We start from the raw sequence: 15672 nt of genomic DNA, 5'->3' as shown, positions 1-15672 counted from the left end.
CCCCAAAATCGTGGGGCAAAGCGCACGGACTCAGTGGTGAAAAATATCGGCGAAGCGGTGAGAAAGTTTAGTTGCGCTAATAAATGAGGTGTGGAGTTGTGAGGATGATCACCAAAGCCGTGCAACACAATTTCATTCCCTTCAGCACAGAAAACGATAGACTTGTTCGCCACACAAGCTGCTAACCGATAGAGGCTAATGATGGATTCACCCTGCACGCTCAGCGTCCTGGTCACGGCTCATAATTGCGAAAAGTATATTGCCGAGACATTAAACAGCCTTAAAAATGCCTGCACGGGCATTGAGGATGCGGTTGAGATTGTTTTGGTGAATGACGCATCCACAGATAACACCAGTGAGTTGCTGCACACTTTTGCCGCCTCATTCAGCCAGGTGAAAATCTTCGACGTGATGTTCCGTAACATCGGCAAGGTAAGAAATTTTGGCGTCAGCAAATGCAGTGGCGACTACGTTACGATGCTGGATGGTGACGATCAGCTTCTTCAGAACTCTTTTGCTGACATCGTGCCTTTTTTGCAGGCGCAAAAACCGGATATTCTGCTGGCACCGCTGAATGAAGTTTATGAAAGTAAACCGCAGCCGCTAAAGTGGAACGGTTTGCAGGTTACTGCCTTATCGCAGCATCAGGTGATTGAAAAATTCCTTATCCACCGCGATATTCAGGCGCATTTTATCGGCCAGTTTATTAAACGATCGCTATTTACCGATAATCACTTTCCCGATTTCACCTGCTACGAGGATGCGTATTTATTCCCTTCTATCCTGAAAGCCAGTGAAAAGATCTCTTTAGCAAAATATGGGCCTTATCTTTATTTTAAACGGGGTCAAAGCCTCTCCAGCGCGCTGGATGCCAATAAAATATCGATGCTGATCAAAGCCACGCAACAGATGGATAATGTGCTCGGTGAAAAATACCGCAACCTGCTCGCTTGCCATTGGATCAATCTGGCTCATAAATTTTATCCGCTGATTATTGATGAACATGAGAAAGGTGTGGTGAAGCAGGCGATAGAAAACGTGCCTTTCGCTTCATTTATGATGGACAGTAAAGTCAGATTTAGCCTGAAGAAAAAGTTTCTGAAGTTGAAGTTGCGGGGAATGGCTTGAGGCGTTGATGAAAGCGGTCGCCATAAATGGCGACCCTACCAAGTCTATTTATGGGTTATGAATTTATGCTGCATCAGCGCATAACTCATAATAATCGATGCCATCAGAATAAACACCGAACTGCTTTGTATCCATACGGTATCGGTCAAACCGAATATAAAAATGGAAACAGGAAGCAGCGCGACATCCAATGCCCGACGACGCATTGCCGCCACAATTAAACCCACATAAAAAAGAATCAGGGTGACAGCACCCGCGATACCTTGCAGCGAAAGCGTTTCTAAAAAATCATCGTGCAAGTGATACATCACATTTTTATAAGCCTCAGGATTAGCGCGTTCATAGGTTTTAATATAAACGCGCGCTTTATCCGTTCTGTCATCCGGACTTTGCCCCAGCAGCGACCAGGAAACGCTGTGATAGCCACTTTTCCAGATCGAGAAGCGCGCACCAATTGAGGTATCATTATTTTTCTGATAGCTGTCTATTTCGTTCTGGATGTTGTCCAACCGATGCATAATGGAGCTGGGCATCAAGAACAGCCCCCCCGCAATGCAAAGAACTAAAATCACCAGCGAATATTTTCCTGCCCAGCGATGAACCAGATAAAAACAGAGCAAGTATAAAACGGGCAGCACCAACACCGCCGCACGTGACTCAGTGAGGAACATCAGCAGCATATTCACCACAAAGATAGCGGTGAACAGCAGAATTTGATTAAGGCGGCGAACTATCACCTTATTGACAATAAACAGTGCCGTTAAAGCCAGTGCAGTGATCAGGTATGAAACGGTCCCTGCTGAATCTGTAAGTAATTTTATTCGTCGCTGCGTATGAACATGCTCGTAAAAGCCAGCGCCAAGTGTCAGCAGCAGCCCAAAAATTAGCAGGCACACGCTAATGCGCATGACTTTGGCTGACAAACAATGACGCCATGCGATGAAAAAATAGCTTACAACAGCGGAGATAATGAAAAGTTTACCGCCCTGAAAATAGTTATCCACCACATCGCTAAAATAAGCATCGGCATAAATGCACGACCAAATCATCCTGACCAAGCCCAGGAGTAAAATGGGAATGGCGACGATTAGAGCACTCTTATCCAGCACGAATTTTCTTTTTATTCCCTGAGCAAGCAGAAAAAACAGCGTTAAATAACCGACCAGATAGAAGGTTTTCTTAGGGTATGCCGGGATAACTAACGAGGTCGCAAACGCCATAGTCAACAACAGAAAGCAAAGCTGATAAACGTTGTTTTCGGTTAGTAGCGGCTTTAAACGTAAAGTCTGCACTCAAAAATACCTCATTTTAAAATACTTAATGCGCCAATAGAGTGCCGATATCAGTTGATGATTGCGGAACAAATATTTATACATCCTCTTCGCTTGCTGCGCGTTTTGAGGTGTTTCGAAAGGAACGTCGGCTAACGGTGAAGTCTGATAAAGATCGCGATAGTAATGGCCAACGTGCTGTTGATTCCACTGTTGCCAGGGTTTATCAGCACCGGCGTAATGCAATAAGCAGGTATTATGCGGCACATCCTGCGTATAACCGTTATCATCGTGTGAGAGCATGTTAATGGTATTAAAGCGAGCTTCCGTAAATATCACACGATCTTCAAGCAGCGTATTTAACGCATCCTGATCAAGATACTGGAACTGCTTTCCCTTTTCGCTAATCAAATTAAACGCGCGTTCACTCACCTGCTCTCGGTTCCACTTTTGAACATCAATCAGCATCATGCCAGCATTAAAGTAGCGTTTTCCACGCAGGCCAACATTTTCAGCCAACTGCGCTTGCAGTGCTGCAATCTCACCTACAACCAGGGCAATTACCTCGGATGGCATAGCAATTTGCCATAATTCGTCGAGAGAATTCAGACAAACCATATCCGCATCGAGATAAAGCAATTTAGCGGCATGCGGCAAGATAAGCGGAGCGAGAAAACGATAATAGGTCGCGCGAGTGAATAACTCTGTGGTAGGGAACGCGCTAAACAAACCATCCTGAATATGATGCAGCGTTAATCCATGTGGCGATCCAGCGAATATTTTTTCCAGACGCACAGTGTCAACTGCAGATATTTCCGAAGAGATAAGATGAAAGTGATAACGAACATCATTGGCATGCTTGATTATCGACATGATGGTAATCAGCGAGTGGCCAATGAATTTACCATCAACACCAAAAAAAATATGCCGGTCGCTGTGCGCGGGAAAAAGGTGCTGAGAATTTATGGTGTTGAGAATCTCTTTATCCATCCTGCACTTCTCTCCGGTCGAACGCATGCGTTCTGTTAATGCATCATGCCTGAGCAATCATTAACCAGAGACAATTCTGGTTGCAGCCGGAGTTTATCAGTCAGAGTTAGGCAAATAAAGCGAAGTGGAGGAGGAATAAATCGGGTTTCCAACGTAAAACTCTCCTGCGAGCAGGAGAGTTTTGGTAAATAAAAATGTTATTTCGCCGCGAACTGCGCATAGTTCTCAGGCGTAATGGTTTGATACGGAATCCAGTTAAACGCCTGCACTTTCTGCTTCTCCAGCAGCGCTTTAGTCACTTGCACCGCACCGGTCGCCTGCCCTTTTGCATCCTGGAAAATGGTCAGCGTCATTTTACCGTTCTTCACGAACTGCTGACCATCTGGCGTGCCGTCGATACCGGCGACCAAAATCTTCTCATTCTTCGCCTGACTGAGCGCCATGATGGCACCAATCGCCATCTCATCATTATTCGCCGCGATAGCGTCAATCGGTCGCTGGTTCAGCAGCCAGCTCGACACCACATCCACCGCTTCGTTGCGCTGCCATTTGGCGCTCTGCTTCTCAATCACCTTCATATCTTTATATTTGGCGATCACCGCTTCCACCGCGCGGGTGCGTTCGCGCGCTTCTTCGTTCGACAGCGCCCCCATCAGAATCGCCACATTGCCTTTGTAGTTCATCTTCTTCGCCAGCGCTTCCATCTGCATTTCGCCGCCCAACGCCGAGTCAGAACCGACATACGCCATGTCGGTGGGCAGCTTCACTTCCGGTTTACGGTTGACGAAGATCAGCGGAATGCCGGCGTTTTTCGCTGCGGTAATCATCGGCAATACGCCTTGCGTATCGACCGGATTGAGGATGATGGCATCGACGCCCTGATTAACAAAATCATCCACCTGTTGCACCTGCAGCGCCACATCGCCTTTGGCATCGACAAACTGGCTGTTGAGCTGATTGGCTTTCAGTTCCTCCTGCATCTGGGTGCGCAGAATCGAAACGAAGTTGAGATCGAAGTTCGCCAGCGCGACGCCGACGGTGAAGGTTTTAGCGCTCGCGCTCAGGCTGAGCAGCAATGCGCAGAGGCACAGCATCACATTTCTGATGTTCATAGGTTAGTCCTGTAGGGTTGAGATATTATTATTTATTTCATCGAGTTAACGCCGGGCAACAGGCAAATACCCGGCGGTGGAACCGTTAAAGCGTGAAGTGATCGCGGAATTGCTGCAGCGCGGCACCACTTTCGCCGCTGGCCCAGCCTTCCAGCGCCACGGTGCCCTGATAACCGACATCGTGCAGCGCGCGGGCGATCGCGCGATAGTTAATTTCACCGGTCCCCGGCTGCTGACGCCCCGGCACATCCGCCACCTGAACCTCCCCAATCGCCGAACCACAGCGGCGAATCAATTCGATCAAATTGCCTTCGCCGATCTGCGCGTGATACAGGTCGAGGTTCATCTTGAGCGCTGGACTGTTTACCGCTTCCACCAGCGCCAGCGTGTCGGCGGCCAGCGCGAACGGCGTGCCGGGATGATCAACCGGCAAGTTAAGGTTCTCCAGCGTGAAAACGCGTCCGGCGCGCTCGCCCAGCTGCGCCACTTTGCGCAGCGTATCGGCCGCTTTCAGCCACATCGCGCCGGTCACCACTTCCACCGGTTTGACCGGCAACCCTTTGTCATCCAGCCCGGTGCCGTGCAGGTTTAACGCCGGACAGTTAAGCCGCTCGGCCACCGCCAGCGACGCTTCGGCACTTTGCAGCAGCTGCTGGATCTCGTTATCGTCGGTCAGGTTGCCGCTGAGGTAGCCGGTCATTGAGGTGAAACGCGCGCCGGTTGCTGCCAGCGCATCGATATCTTTGTCGGCCCAGCCCCAGATTTCGACGCCAAAGCCCAGTTCATGAATGCGTTTCACGCGCTCGACAAAAGGCAGATCGAGAAACACCATTTCGGCACAAACCGATAGCTGATAACCGGCCATTAGCGACCTCCCAGTTTGATCGGCTGCTGCTGCTGCACCGAGTCGATACAGGCCAGCGCGATCTCCAGCGCGTTTCGCGCATCTTCACCGGTAGCACGCGGGGTTTCGCCACGGCGAATGCAGCGGGCAAATTCCGCCATCTCCGTCACATAGGCTTCGCGCAGCAGGTCTGAATCCATGCGTGAGGTTTCAATCGCGATGCCATCCTGGTGATAGCGCACGCAGTTGTTAACGTTGATGTGGCCCGCCTGCAACATGCCTTTGCTGCCGAACACTTCACCGCGCACGTCGTAGCCGTATACCGCCTGGAAGTTGGCTTCAGCGGTGGCAATCGCGCCGTTATCAAAGCGAATAGTGACCACCGAGGTATCGAGCAAGCCTTTGTCTTTGAAATCCGGGCGCACCAGCGCATCGGCCAGCGCATAGACTTCCACCGGCTTCGCGCCGGGATTGAAGTGCAGCAGCGTGTCAAAATCGTGGATCAGCGTTTCGAGGAAGATCGTCCACTGCGGGATGCGCGAAGGATCGTGCAGGCCGGGATCGCGCGTCAGCGATCGGCTCAGCTGCGTGGTGCCATTCTCACCCGCTTTCACCGCGGCGATCGCTGCAGCAAAGCCGGAATCAAAGCGGCGGTTAAAACCGACCTGCAATACTACGCCAGCCGCTTTCGCGGCAGCAATCGCGCGATCCGCCTCATCCAGCGTCACCGCCATCGGCTTTTCGCAGAACACATGCTTGCCGGCATTCGCGGCTGCGATCACCCATTCGGCGTGCGTACGCGCCGGCGCGGCAATCGCCACCGCTTCAATGTCGGTATCCTGCAGCAGCGCATGCAGATCGCTATAGGCTTGGGCGACGCCCAGCTTGTTGGTCAGCGCGTCGGCGGCGCCCGGTTGCGGATCGGCCACCGCCGCCAGGATCGCTCCCGGCACGCGCCAGGCCAGGTTTTCCGCGTGGAAACTGCCCATGCGTCCGGCGCCAATCAGGCCGACGCGTACTGGCTTAAGATGAAATGTCATGACCTATTCCTTTTTGTTTTGGATGTACTCATTCGAGCGCAGGGATGTGCAATCTGTAGTGCAAAGGCGATGCCAACTGCAATCCGCCGCTTTATGTGAGGCATAACACAGATATAGCTCACAATCTGGCAACAAAATTTACATGTCAACTTCACATGTCAATAAAATGGACATTCCATCTTCATCAGGAGTGTCACATGCGTGCCAGTGAGCGTTTGCCGTTTAAAGATGAAAGCGATCCGATCTTCAGCTTGCCGGACAGCGCGGAGGTGGGTGAATGGGATACGTTGTTGTGGCAGGGCTGGCACAGCTTCGAACGCGGTGAACAGCCCGGCTGGATGCGGCACAGCATTTTGCAGTCGTGGCAGCGATCGCAGCAGCGCGCGATCGATCCCGCCACCTTTGCCTATGTCTCGCCGCCCGCGACGGAACTGGCGGCGATCCTTGAGCACAACGCCGAGTTGATCCTCGCAGCGCGCAGCATCATGGAAAACCTGCTAGCGTATAACCCGGATGGCCACATCAACCTGACCGATGCGCAAGGTGTGACGCTGCATTTCTGCGGCGCGGATCTAACGCCGGTCGGCAGCATCCTGCGCGAAGAGGTACTCGGCACCAACTGCACCGCACGCTGCCTGATTGAGCAGCGGCTGGTGTATGTGCTGAGCGGCGAAAACTGGAAGCTCGATCTGCGCAAACGCCATCGCCAGTGCGCCGCCGCGCCGGTGCGCGATGCCACCGGCCAGCTGCTTGGCGTACTCACGCTGACCGCCACGCCCGACAACTTCAATGCGCACACGCTCGGCACGGTGCAGGCGGCAGCGGAAGCGGTCGGTCAGCAATTGATGCTACGCCGCTTGCTGGCCGAGCAGCAGTCGATCCTCGAAACCCTCAATGAGGGCGTGATCGTCTGCGATCGCCACGGCCGCATCAAAACGCTGAATCGCTATGCCCGCCAGATCTTCAGCGGCATCGATCCCCACGCTGGGCCGATCGATGTGCTGCTGCAACCGCAAGGCGGATCGCTGCTCACCATGCCGTTCTGCAATGATCGTGAGCTGCAATTTATGCCGGATGGCGTCCATCCCCTTTCCTGCCTGATTTCGCTGATGCCCGCGCCCGACGGCGGCCGCGTGCTGTCGCTGCGCGAGAACCAGCGTATCCGCGCCATTACGCGCCGCGTGATGGGCGTGGGCGCCAGCTACACCTTTGAGATGATTCGCGGGCACGCGCCGCGCGTGCTGCAAGCGATTCAGAAAGCGCGCGCCAGCAGTCGCTCCGACAGCACCGTGTTATTAACCGGCGAAAGCGGCACCGGTAAAGAGCTGTTCGCGCAGGCGATTCACAACGCCAGCCCACGCCAGCAGGAAGCGTTTATCGCGCTCAACTGCGGCGCGCTGCCGCGTGATTTGGTGCAGAGCGAACTGTTTGGTTATGTCGACGGCGCGTTTACCGGATCGCGGCGCGGCGGCTCGGCGGGCAAGTTTGAGCTGGCGGATGGCGGCACCTTGTTCCTCGATGAGATCGGCGAAATGCCGCTCGAGGCGCAAACCAGCCTGCTGCGCGTGCTGCAGGAAGGCGAAGTGGTGAGAATCGGCGCGGCGCATCCCATCAAGGTTAACGTGCGTATCATCGCCGCCACCCACTGCAATCTGCTCGACGCGGTAGAGAAAGGCGCGTTCCGCCGCGATCTCTACTATCGCCTGAATGTGATTTCGCTGGAGATCCCGCCACTGCGCGAGCGTCAGGAGGATATTCCCGGTTTGGTGAATACCTTTATTCAGGCGCTCTGCACCCGGCTGAAGCGCATTGCGCCGCAACTCTCCGCCGAGGCGATGAGCTGTTTACAGGCGTGGCACTGGCCCGGCAACGTGCGCGAGCTGGAGAATCTGGTCGAGCGCATGGTGAATCTGTGTGAAGGGCTGGAGATTGATCGCCACGATCTGCCGGAAGAGATGGTGCTGCGTAACGCGCCTGTCGCCAGCGAATTGAGCTCGCTACAGGAGAATGAGCGCCAGCATGTGATGCAGGTGGTGCGCGAGCAGAAAGGCAATCTGCGCCAGTCCGCGCAGCTGCTAGGGATTTCACGCACCGCGCTGTATAACAAGCTGAATCAGTGGCAGGTGGATGTGGCGGGATTGCGGCGCGGGTAAGTGCGGCTTGTTGCCCTCACCCCAGCCCTCTCCCACAGGGAGAGGGAGCTAGTCGGTGCATTATTCAATTCCCTCTCCCTTTGGGAGAGGGTTAGGGTGAGGGGAAAAAACTACAACGACGCCCCACCACAAATCACCAACTCCTGCCCGGTAATCGCATCGGCGGCCGGCGACAGCACAAATCCCGCCAGCGCCGCCACTTCCTCTGGCTTGATATAGCGCCCCATCGGCGGCAACTTTGGCGGTGAACTGGTGCGGCCAGGCTGCTGCAGCATGGGCGTCTCCGTCGCGCCCGGCGCAATCACATTTACCGTAATGCCTTTGGGTGCCAGTTCCGCCGCCCAGCTGCGCGCCATGCCCACCATGGCCGCTTTGGTGCTCACGTACTGGCTGCGATTCGCCGCGCCACGTGACGTGCGGCTGCCAATCAGCAAGATACGATCGCCCTGCGCCATCTGTGGCAGCAAAGCATTCGCCATGATCTGTGCCACCTGCACGTGCAAGTACCACAAACGCGCGCTCTGCTCCTCATCCAGCTCACCAAGCGGCGCAGCCGCCATCATGCCCGCAGCGTGCACCAGCGCATCCACCTTCGGCAGCGCCAGTAGCGCCTGCTTCAGCAGATTGGCATCCAGCAAATCCACGCTAACCGAGGTGAACGCCGAATGATCTTTCTGCACCGGCGTGCGGCTAAAACCGGTCACCTGCCAACCTTGCTGCAACAGATGGTCAGCGATCGCCGCGCCAATGCCAGAGCTGACGCCCGTCACCAGCGCGTGTCGCGGCCTGCTCATCCTTTCACCCAGAGTTCATCGACGCGCACGTATTTAATCGCCTGACGAAAATAGGTGTAAGCCACATGCAGCGCACCATCGTCACTCTGTTTAATGCTCGGATAGGAGAACTCGCGGTTAAGCTTTTGCTGCGAATTATTGGTCATGCAGTAGCCGTCGCCCTCGTCGAGATTACGTTGCCACGGCCAGCTGTTGCCGCCATCGGCGGAAATCGCCAGCGTCATTGGCGCGCGCGGTGCGCCCCAAAAAGCGGTGCGTCCGCTGTGCACCACCGGCTCGGCCGCCACCGCCACATCGCCGTCATCCTCTTCATCTTCGATTTCGTCATACAGCGATAAGCGGCGCTCGCTGGCATCTTTGGCGCTCATGGCGTTAAACACCAGCGCCAGATGGCCGTTGTGCAGCGTCGTGACCTGAATCGACGAGTTGTTGTTTGGCAGTTCAGTCGCCAGCGGTGCACTCCAGCTTTCGCCACCGTCGGTTGAACGGCTTTGATAGATGAAATCGGCCCAGCGGCTGCGATACAGCGCCAGTAAGCTGCCATCCTGCAGCAGCGTGATGTTCATATGCACGCAGCCCAGGCTGTCCGGCACCGCCACATCGCGCCAGCTTTGGCCTTTATCGCTGGAAATTTTCACCGCGCTGATATCATCGTTACCCACCCATTTCACGCCGGGCTGCGTGCGGCAGTAAAACACCGGCAGCAGCCAGTTACCGTTTGGCAGCACCACAATCGGCTGGCGAATAAAGGTGCCGGGCTGATCGAGCAAAGTGTCGATAGCGCCCCAGCTGCGGCCGAAATCACGTGACTGGCGATAGCGCACAATCGCGGTGTCCTGATTGCCGGACTTCTGCGCCGTCCACAGCAGCCAAAGCACCTGGTCGGGATCGAGGAACAGCACCGGATTCTGCTCGGATCGCGTGGGGTCGTCAGACAGCTTTTGCGCCTCGCTCCACTGCGTGCAGCCGTTTTCCAGCCGCGAGCACCACACAGAAATATCGGCGATCCCCTCCTGCGTGCCACCAAACCATACGCACAGCAGGTCGCCATTGGGCAGCGGCAGCAGATTCGCCGCGTGGTTCTGCGGGCAGACCGAAGGCAGCATCGCCGTGAGCTGTTGCGCATCCTGTGCGTGCGGAGAGAGGTTACCGCTGCGTTCAACGGTAAGGGTTACATCACTCATTTCAGGCTCCACTGTTTTGCATTGAAGATTTCGGGGCTTTTTTTTCATCGGTTTGGCTTGACGGGATCAGGCGGTCAATCACCATGATCACCGCAGGCGTGACCAGCGCCACATACATGTTGTTGATACCAAAAGGATCGCCGAGCAGATACCACACCGAGGTCATGACGCAGGCACCAATCAGGCCGGCATTAGCGCCGCGCGTGCTTTTAAAGAACGGCAGATAGAAGGCGATGATTGCCACCACTGAAATCGACAGACGAATGGCGCGGGTGAAGAATGAGAGCTTCAACACTTCCGGTACGAACAACACGAAAATCAGCGGCAGGAAACCGATCAGCAGCGACAGCCAGCGCGTCATGCGGAACTCGCGCTCCGGCGTCGGATTGCGATAGGGCACGTAGAAATCTTTCACCACCAGCGAGGCGATCGCCAGCGCTACGGTGCTGACGCTGACAAAGATTGACGCCACTAATGAGGTGGTGACAATTCCCGCCAGCCACGGGCTCATGTCCTGCAGGAACACCGGCAAAGCATAGAGACTTTTGATATCGGGATGCAGATATTTCGCCGCCACGCCAATCAGCGCGATGGCAATGGCAATCGGCATGCAGAAGAAGAACGCCACCCAGGTTGCACGTTTGGCGGACTCGGCACTTTTGGTCGAGGCAATCGCCTGAATCACAAACTGGGTACAGAAGATCGAGCCGATGGTACCAATCATCCAGGCGAAGATGGTGCTGCCACCAACGTTGCCATCCCACGTCCAGTAGAAATGCGGCATCTCTTTGATCATCGGGCTAACGCCGCCGGTCATGTGCAGCGCCACGCCGAGAATGATCAGAATCCCGATATATTTCAGTCCGCTGTGCAGCAGCGTGACCCAGGCGATGCCTTTCATGCCGCCGAACATAAAGTAGAACGTACTGACGATCGCGGTGATCACTGCCGCCGTGGTGAGATCGAGGTTGAGCACCGTGGAGATCGCCGCCGCACCGCTCACGTAGTTACCGACGTTAACCAGCAGCAGTGCATAGATCATGATCAGCGAGATAATGTTTTTGGTGGAGTTGCCATAACGTTCAGCGATCGCCGCAGAGATGGTTATTTTGCCAGTGTTGTAGATGCGTTTGACCAGCAGAAAGCCAAACAGCGGGAATCCAATGGCGGCACCAATCACCGACCATGACGCGGCAAAGCCATCCTCGAAGGCCGCCTGAGCCGTACCGATGGTGGATTTTGCGCCGATGTATTCCGACATCAGCATCACGCCCACCACAAAAGCCGGCATCACATTGGAGCCGGCCATAAAGTCACCGCTGTTTTTACTGCGCAGGCGCCAGGTGAGCCAGGTGGTGAACAGGATGTACGCAATGACAATCCCGACGATAATCACCATCCCTTCTGTAGAGAATTGTTTCATTTCAGCCTCATCGATAACGTAGGGTCGTGGAACGCGCTGGGCTTCACGCGTTCCGTTGATGAGGTGGCCAATGTTGTTATTAACGCGTGTCTCTGCACTTCGCCACCCCACTTACGCTTATGATTCATTTCGCTCAAACAAGAATGAATTTACGCATAATAGGGGCAATTTATAAGGTAAACCGGGCTGGATTTGTTTGAAGTTGCTCACAAATCATCAATGATGATTATAAATAATCAAAATAGACTGAGTAATTACAGCTCCGTTTGCAGAAAATCAACAAACGCGCTGATGCGCACCGGCAGCTGACGCTGCGGCTGCCAGACGGCAAAAATGTCGCCATCAGCGGCGCTCCACTCTGGCAGCACATGCAGCAGTTCACCGCGTTTGATGCTGTGCTGCGCATCCCACCACGAACGCAGCAGAATGCCATGCCCATCTAGCGCCATCTGCATCGCCACTTCGCCATCGTTGGTGATTAAGCTGCCGCGCACCTTTTGCGTCAGCTGCTGTGTGCCATCGCCCAGGCGCCACAGCGCGAAATCACTGTCGAACTGGCGCAATAAAATGCAGTTGTGCTGCGCCAGCGCGGCGATGCTTGCTGGCATGCCGTGGCGCGCGGCGTACGCAGGTGAGCAGCACAGCACGCGCGGATTGGTGCGCAGCTTACGCGCAATCAGTCGCGCATCGGGCGGCTCACCGACGCGGATGTCGATGTCCACGCGCGCATCGAGAAAATTGAGCGGCTGGCTGCTGAGCTGCAAACTCATGGCTAATTCGGGATGCAGCGCGGCAAAGCGCGACACACAAGGGGCGACGTGACGCCGTCCAAAGCCGAAAGAGGCGTTGATGTTGAGCGAGCCACGCAGCACCGAGGTTTGGCTGCTCACCGATTCTTCCAGCTCCGCCAGCTGATCCAGTAGCGGACGCGCGCCCTCCAGATAGCGTTTGCCCTCCGCCGTCAGCTCCAGCCGCCGCGTGGTGCGCTTGAGCAGCTGCACGCCTAAGCGCTGCTCCAGCTGGCTCAGGCGCTTGCTCACTGCCGGAAGCGATAAGCCAAGTTCACGTGCGGCGGCGGTTAAGCTGTCCAGCGCCGCCACGCGCACGAAGAACGCCAGATCATCGGTTGAAGTGCGCGATTCTCTACTTTTATTCAACATTGGCTTATCGCTCAGGCTAATTATTTCCCACAGATGCATGGTTATACTGCGTACAGAACATCAACAGCAACCTGCGAGAAACCCTATGAGCGGCAAAAACTATAAAATCGCCGTCATCCCTGGCGATGGCATTGGCAAAGAAGTGATGCCTGAAGGCATCCGCGTGATGGATGCAGCGGCAAAGAAATTTGATATTGCGCTGGAGTGGCAATGGTTTGATTTCGCCAGCGCCGAATATTGGCAGCAGCACGGCAAAATGCTGCCCGATGACTGGTTCGCCACGCTCAGCCAGTTCGATGCCATCTACTTTGGCGCGGTGGGCTGGCCAGATGTGGTGCCGGATCACGTGTCGCTGTGGGGCTCGCTGCTGCAGTTCCGTCGCGAGTTTGATCAGTACGTCAATCTGCGCCCGGTGCGCCTGATGCCGGGCGTTAAAGCGCCGCTGGCCAATCGTCAGCCCGGCGATATCGATTTCTACGTGGTGCGTGAAAATACCGAGGGCGAATATTCGTCAGTGGGCGGCACCATGTTCCCCGGCACCGATCGCGAAGTGGTGATTCAGGAAACGGTAATGACGCGGGTTGGCGTCGATCGCATCCTGAAATTTGCCTACGATCTGGCGCAGAAGCGCCCGAAAAAACACCTCACGTCCGCGACTAAATCCAACGGCATCGCCATTACCATGCCGTATTGGGACAGCCGTGTGGAAGCGATGGCACCGAGCTATCCTGATGTGAAAGTCGATAAATATCATATCGATATTCTCACCGCTAACTTTGTGCTGCATCCGGATTGGTTCGACGTGGTGGTCGCCAGCAACCTGTTTGGCGACATCCTGTCGGATCTCGGCCCAGCGTGTACCGGCACCATCGGCATCGCGCCTTCAGCCAACATCAACCCGGAAGGCAAATTCCCTAGCCTGTTTGAGCCGGTGCATGGATCGGCGCCCGATATCGCCGGTAAAGGCGTTGCTAATCCGATTGGCCAGATTTGGTGTGGCGCAATGATGCTGGAGCATCTCGGTTACGCGGAAGCGGGCGCGGCGGTGTTAGATGCCATCGAACGCACGCTGGCAGCGGGCAACAGCCTGACGCGCGACCTCGGCGGCAGCGCATCAACCGAGGAGCTGGGCGCGGCTATCGCGCAGGCGCTGTAACATCCAGGTGCGCATCAATGCGCACCCTACAAAATCTGCACCGTTTCCGCATGCCAACCGTGCGGCAACGGTTGCGGGCGCGCAATTACCACGTTATGCAACTGCAGGTTCTCCACACCGCGCGCAAACACGCCCGGCAAGCCATCCGGATAGGCGGCAACGCCGTACGCTAAACCCGATGCGCTATCCAGTTTGTACGCATTATCGAGGCCCATGCCGGTTGGCGATTCGGGATTACACGGCGGGCGCACATCGTAATGCCCTTGATCCGCGCCTGCCGCCACCACTTGCCGCAGCTGCACATTCGCCAGCATCACATCACGAATCTGTCCCGGTTGTTCCGCATGCAGGTTAATTGCCCCTTCCATCACACCGCTGACGTTGCTGAATTGCAGCTGCTCAATGCTGCCCGGCGCGATCGCCGGATCGCGCGCGCGTACTGAAACAAACAGCGCATCGGCTTTACCCCAATGGCACGGCGGCGCATGGCGGCAGGCCAGCGTGATATTGCTGAACAGTAAACGGCGGAACTGGCCGCCATCGCGCGATAGCAAGCCAATTGCGCGATTGGAATCAAAGATGGTACAGCCGGAGACGGTGACATCTTCCACGTCGTCGAAGGTTTCGGTACCGATTTTGAACGCGCAGCTGTAAGAACGCAGCAGGCAGTTGCTGATCATGATTTGTCGCGCGGCTCGGCGCAGATGCGCGGGTTTTTGAGTGGCTTTGATGCAGATGGCGTCATCGGCCGCGCTCAGGTAGCTGTTACTGACAAACACCGCTTCACAGCTGTCGATATCCAGCGCATCGGTGTTCGGCATGCTCATGCTGTTATCGATGGTGAGGTGATCGACGTGCACATGACGGCAACTCACCAGATGTACCGTCCACATCGGTGCCTGAATGATGGTGAAATCTTCCAGCGTTACCTGCTCGCAATCCTCAAACACCACGATGCGCGGGCGCTGCGGACGCGGCAGGCGATATCCCTGATCGTCCTTTTCTGCGGCAAACCAGGCATCGCCGTTACCGTCGATCACGCCTTTACCACTGATGCGGATATTGCGCTGTCCGACGGCGTAGATCAGCACATGCTGCGACAGTTCAGCCTGGCTCTGCGCCAACTGCTGCTGATAATCCTCGACGCGGGAACTGGCGAGCAACGTGGCGCCCGCTTCGAGATGCAGATTGATGTTGGAACCCAGCGTTAAGGTGCCGAGATGATAGCGACCGGGCGGCACCGACAACGTGCCGCCGCCGCGCGATGCCAGATGATTAAGCGCGCGCTGGAAGCAGTAAGTATCCAGCGTCTCGCCATCGGCGATGGGATAGAAATCAGCCAGTGAAACGTGCATGCGGTTCTCCTGAATAGCGGCGATGCGCTATTGCAGCACGCGCCGCATGACCAAAACCTTTT

At 55.5% G+C, this 15672-nt stretch carries 13 protein-coding genes; 3 read left to right on the top strand and 10 right to left on the bottom strand.

What is annotated here, in order from left to right:
• Positions 1–198: 198 nt before the first annotated feature.
• Positions 199–1128, top strand: coding sequence for a glycosyltransferase family 2 protein (locus tag PanJK_RS14885; protein ID WP_265300763.1), 930 nt, complete (start codon positions 199–201; stop codon positions 1126–1128).
• A 44-nt stretch (positions 1129–1172) separates the two neighbouring features.
• Here the strand turns inward: PanJK_RS14885 and PanJK_RS14880 are convergent, their stop codons facing one another.
• The 5 genes from PanJK_RS14880 to PanJK_RS14860 form a co-directional block, all read right to left on the bottom strand.
• Positions 1173–2420 carry an O-antigen ligase family protein gene (locus tag PanJK_RS14880; RefSeq protein ID WP_265300761.1) on the bottom strand — a complete coding sequence of 416 codons (1248 nt, stop codon included), beginning with the start codon at positions 2418–2420 and terminating at the stop codon, positions 1173–1175.
• Positions 2421–3389 (bottom strand): glycosyltransferase family 8 protein, encoded by a 969-nt coding sequence (locus PanJK_RS14875; RefSeq protein ID WP_265300759.1) that lies wholly within the window; start codon positions 3387–3389, stop codon positions 2421–2423.
• A 197-nt stretch (positions 3390–3586) separates the two neighbouring features.
• Positions 3587–4501, bottom strand: coding sequence for a substrate-binding domain-containing protein (locus PanJK_RS14870; RefSeq protein ID WP_265300757.1), 915 nt, complete (start codon positions 4499–4501; stop codon positions 3587–3589).
• 85 nt (positions 4502–4586) lie between these two features.
• A complete protein-coding gene (locus PanJK_RS14865; protein WP_256698209.1) occupies positions 4587–5366 on the bottom strand; it encodes a TIM barrel protein in 780 nt (259 codons plus the stop codon).
• Complete coding sequence (locus tag PanJK_RS14860; protein WP_265300755.1) at positions 5366–6385, bottom strand: Gfo/Idh/MocA family oxidoreductase; 1020 nt, start codon at positions 6383–6385, stop codon at positions 5366–5368. Before PanJK_RS14860 ends, PanJK_RS14865 begins: the two co-directional genes overlap by 1 nt.
• 197 nt (positions 6386–6582) lie before the next feature.
• On the opposite strand from PanJK_RS14860, the gene PanJK_RS14855 reads away from it, so the two are divergent.
• Positions 6583–8538: a sigma-54-dependent Fis family transcriptional regulator gene (locus tag PanJK_RS14855; protein WP_256698207.1), complete on the top strand. Its 1956-nt coding sequence runs from the start codon at positions 6583–6585 to the stop codon at positions 8536–8538.
• Positions 8539–8648: 110 nt separating this feature from the next.
• Here the strand turns inward: PanJK_RS14855 and PanJK_RS14850 are convergent, their stop codons facing one another.
• The 4 genes from PanJK_RS14850 to PanJK_RS14835 all read right to left on the bottom strand — a co-directional run bounded on the left by PanJK_RS14850 (position 8649) and on the right by PanJK_RS14835 (position 13099).
• On the bottom strand, positions 8649–9332 hold the full coding sequence (locus PanJK_RS14850) for an SDR family NAD(P)-dependent oxidoreductase (RefSeq protein WP_256698205.1): 684 nt from the start codon (positions 9330–9332) through the stop codon (positions 8649–8651).
• Positions 9329–10516: a sialidase family protein gene (locus PanJK_RS14845; RefSeq protein WP_265300751.1), complete on the bottom strand. Its 1188-nt coding sequence runs from the start codon at positions 10514–10516 to the stop codon at positions 9329–9331. The genes PanJK_RS14850 and PanJK_RS14845 overlap by 4 nt, the downstream gene beginning before the upstream one ends.
• A 1-nt stretch (position 10517) precedes the next feature.
• Positions 10518–11939, bottom strand: coding sequence for a sodium:solute symporter family protein (locus PanJK_RS14840; RefSeq protein WP_154154614.1), 1422 nt, complete (start codon positions 11937–11939; stop codon positions 10518–10520).
• A gap of 254 nt (positions 11940–12193) precedes the next feature.
• A complete protein-coding gene (locus PanJK_RS14835; protein WP_179452016.1) occupies positions 12194–13099 on the bottom strand; it encodes a LysR family transcriptional regulator in 906 nt (301 codons plus the stop codon).
• Between the two features lie 85 nt (positions 13100–13184).
• On the opposite strand from PanJK_RS14835, the gene PanJK_RS14830 reads away from it, so the two are divergent.
• Positions 13185–14255, top strand: coding sequence for a tartrate dehydrogenase (locus tag PanJK_RS14830; protein WP_256698203.1), 1071 nt, complete (start codon positions 13185–13187; stop codon positions 14253–14255).
• A 26-nt stretch (positions 14256–14281) separates the two neighbouring features.
• On the opposite strand, the gene PanJK_RS14825 is transcribed toward PanJK_RS14830, so the two are convergent.
• Positions 14282–15610: a glycoside hydrolase family 28 protein gene (locus tag PanJK_RS14825; RefSeq protein ID WP_256698202.1), complete on the bottom strand. Its 1329-nt coding sequence runs from the start codon at positions 15608–15610 to the stop codon at positions 14282–14284.
• Between the last annotated feature and the right edge of the window lie 62 nt (positions 15611–15672).

It is taken from the genome of Pantoea sp. JK (assembly GCF_026130245.1).
Classification (GTDB): Bacteria; Pseudomonadota; Gammaproteobacteria; order Enterobacterales; family Enterobacteriaceae; genus Pantoea; species Pantoea trifolii.
This window is presented reverse-complemented; position numbering and strand designations above follow the sequence as displayed.

What these genes read in the sequence shown, in the direction of transcription:
- PanJK_RS14885 (WP_265300763.1), top strand. Translation starts at nt 199, where the DNA reads ATGATGGATTCACCCTGCACGCTCAGCGTCCTGGTCACGGCTCATAAT.
- PanJK_RS14875 (WP_265300759.1), bottom strand. Translation starts at nt 3,389, where the DNA reads ATGGATAAAGAGATTCTCAACACCATAAATTCTCAGCACCTTTTTCCC.
- PanJK_RS14870 (WP_265300757.1), bottom strand. Translation starts at nt 4,501, where the DNA reads ATGAACATCAGAAATGTGATGCTGTGCCTCTGCGCATTGCTGCTCAGC.
- PanJK_RS14865 (WP_256698209.1), bottom strand. Translation starts at nt 5,366, where the DNA reads ATGGCCGGTTATCAGCTATCGGTTTGTGCCGAAATGGTGTTTCTCGAT.
- PanJK_RS14860 (WP_265300755.1), bottom strand. Translation starts at nt 6,385, where the DNA reads ATGACATTTCATCTTAAGCCAGTACGCGTCGGCCTGATTGGCGCCGGA.
- PanJK_RS14855 (WP_256698207.1), top strand. Translation starts at nt 6,583, where the DNA reads ATGCGTGCCAGTGAGCGTTTGCCGTTTAAAGATGAAAGCGATCCGATC.
- PanJK_RS14850 (WP_256698205.1), bottom strand. Translation starts at nt 9,332, where the DNA reads ATGAGCAGGCCGCGACACGCGCTGGTGACGGGCGTCAGCTCTGGCATT.
- PanJK_RS14845 (WP_265300751.1), bottom strand. Translation starts at nt 10,516, where the DNA reads ATGAGTGATGTAACCCTTACCGTTGAACGCAGCGGTAACCTCTCTCCG.
- PanJK_RS14840 (WP_154154614.1), bottom strand. Translation starts at nt 11,939, where the DNA reads ATGAAACAATTCTCTACAGAAGGGATGGTGATTATCGTCGGGATTGTC.
- PanJK_RS14835 (WP_179452016.1), bottom strand. Translation starts at nt 13,099, where the DNA reads ATGTTGAATAAAAGTAGAGAATCGCGCACTTCAACCGATGATCTGGCG.
- PanJK_RS14830 (WP_256698203.1), top strand. Translation starts at nt 13,185, where the DNA reads ATGAGCGGCAAAAACTATAAAATCGCCGTCATCCCTGGCGATGGCATT.
- PanJK_RS14825 (WP_256698202.1), bottom strand. Translation starts at nt 15,610, where the DNA reads ATGCACGTTTCACTGGCTGATTTCTATCCCATCGCCGATGGCGAGACG.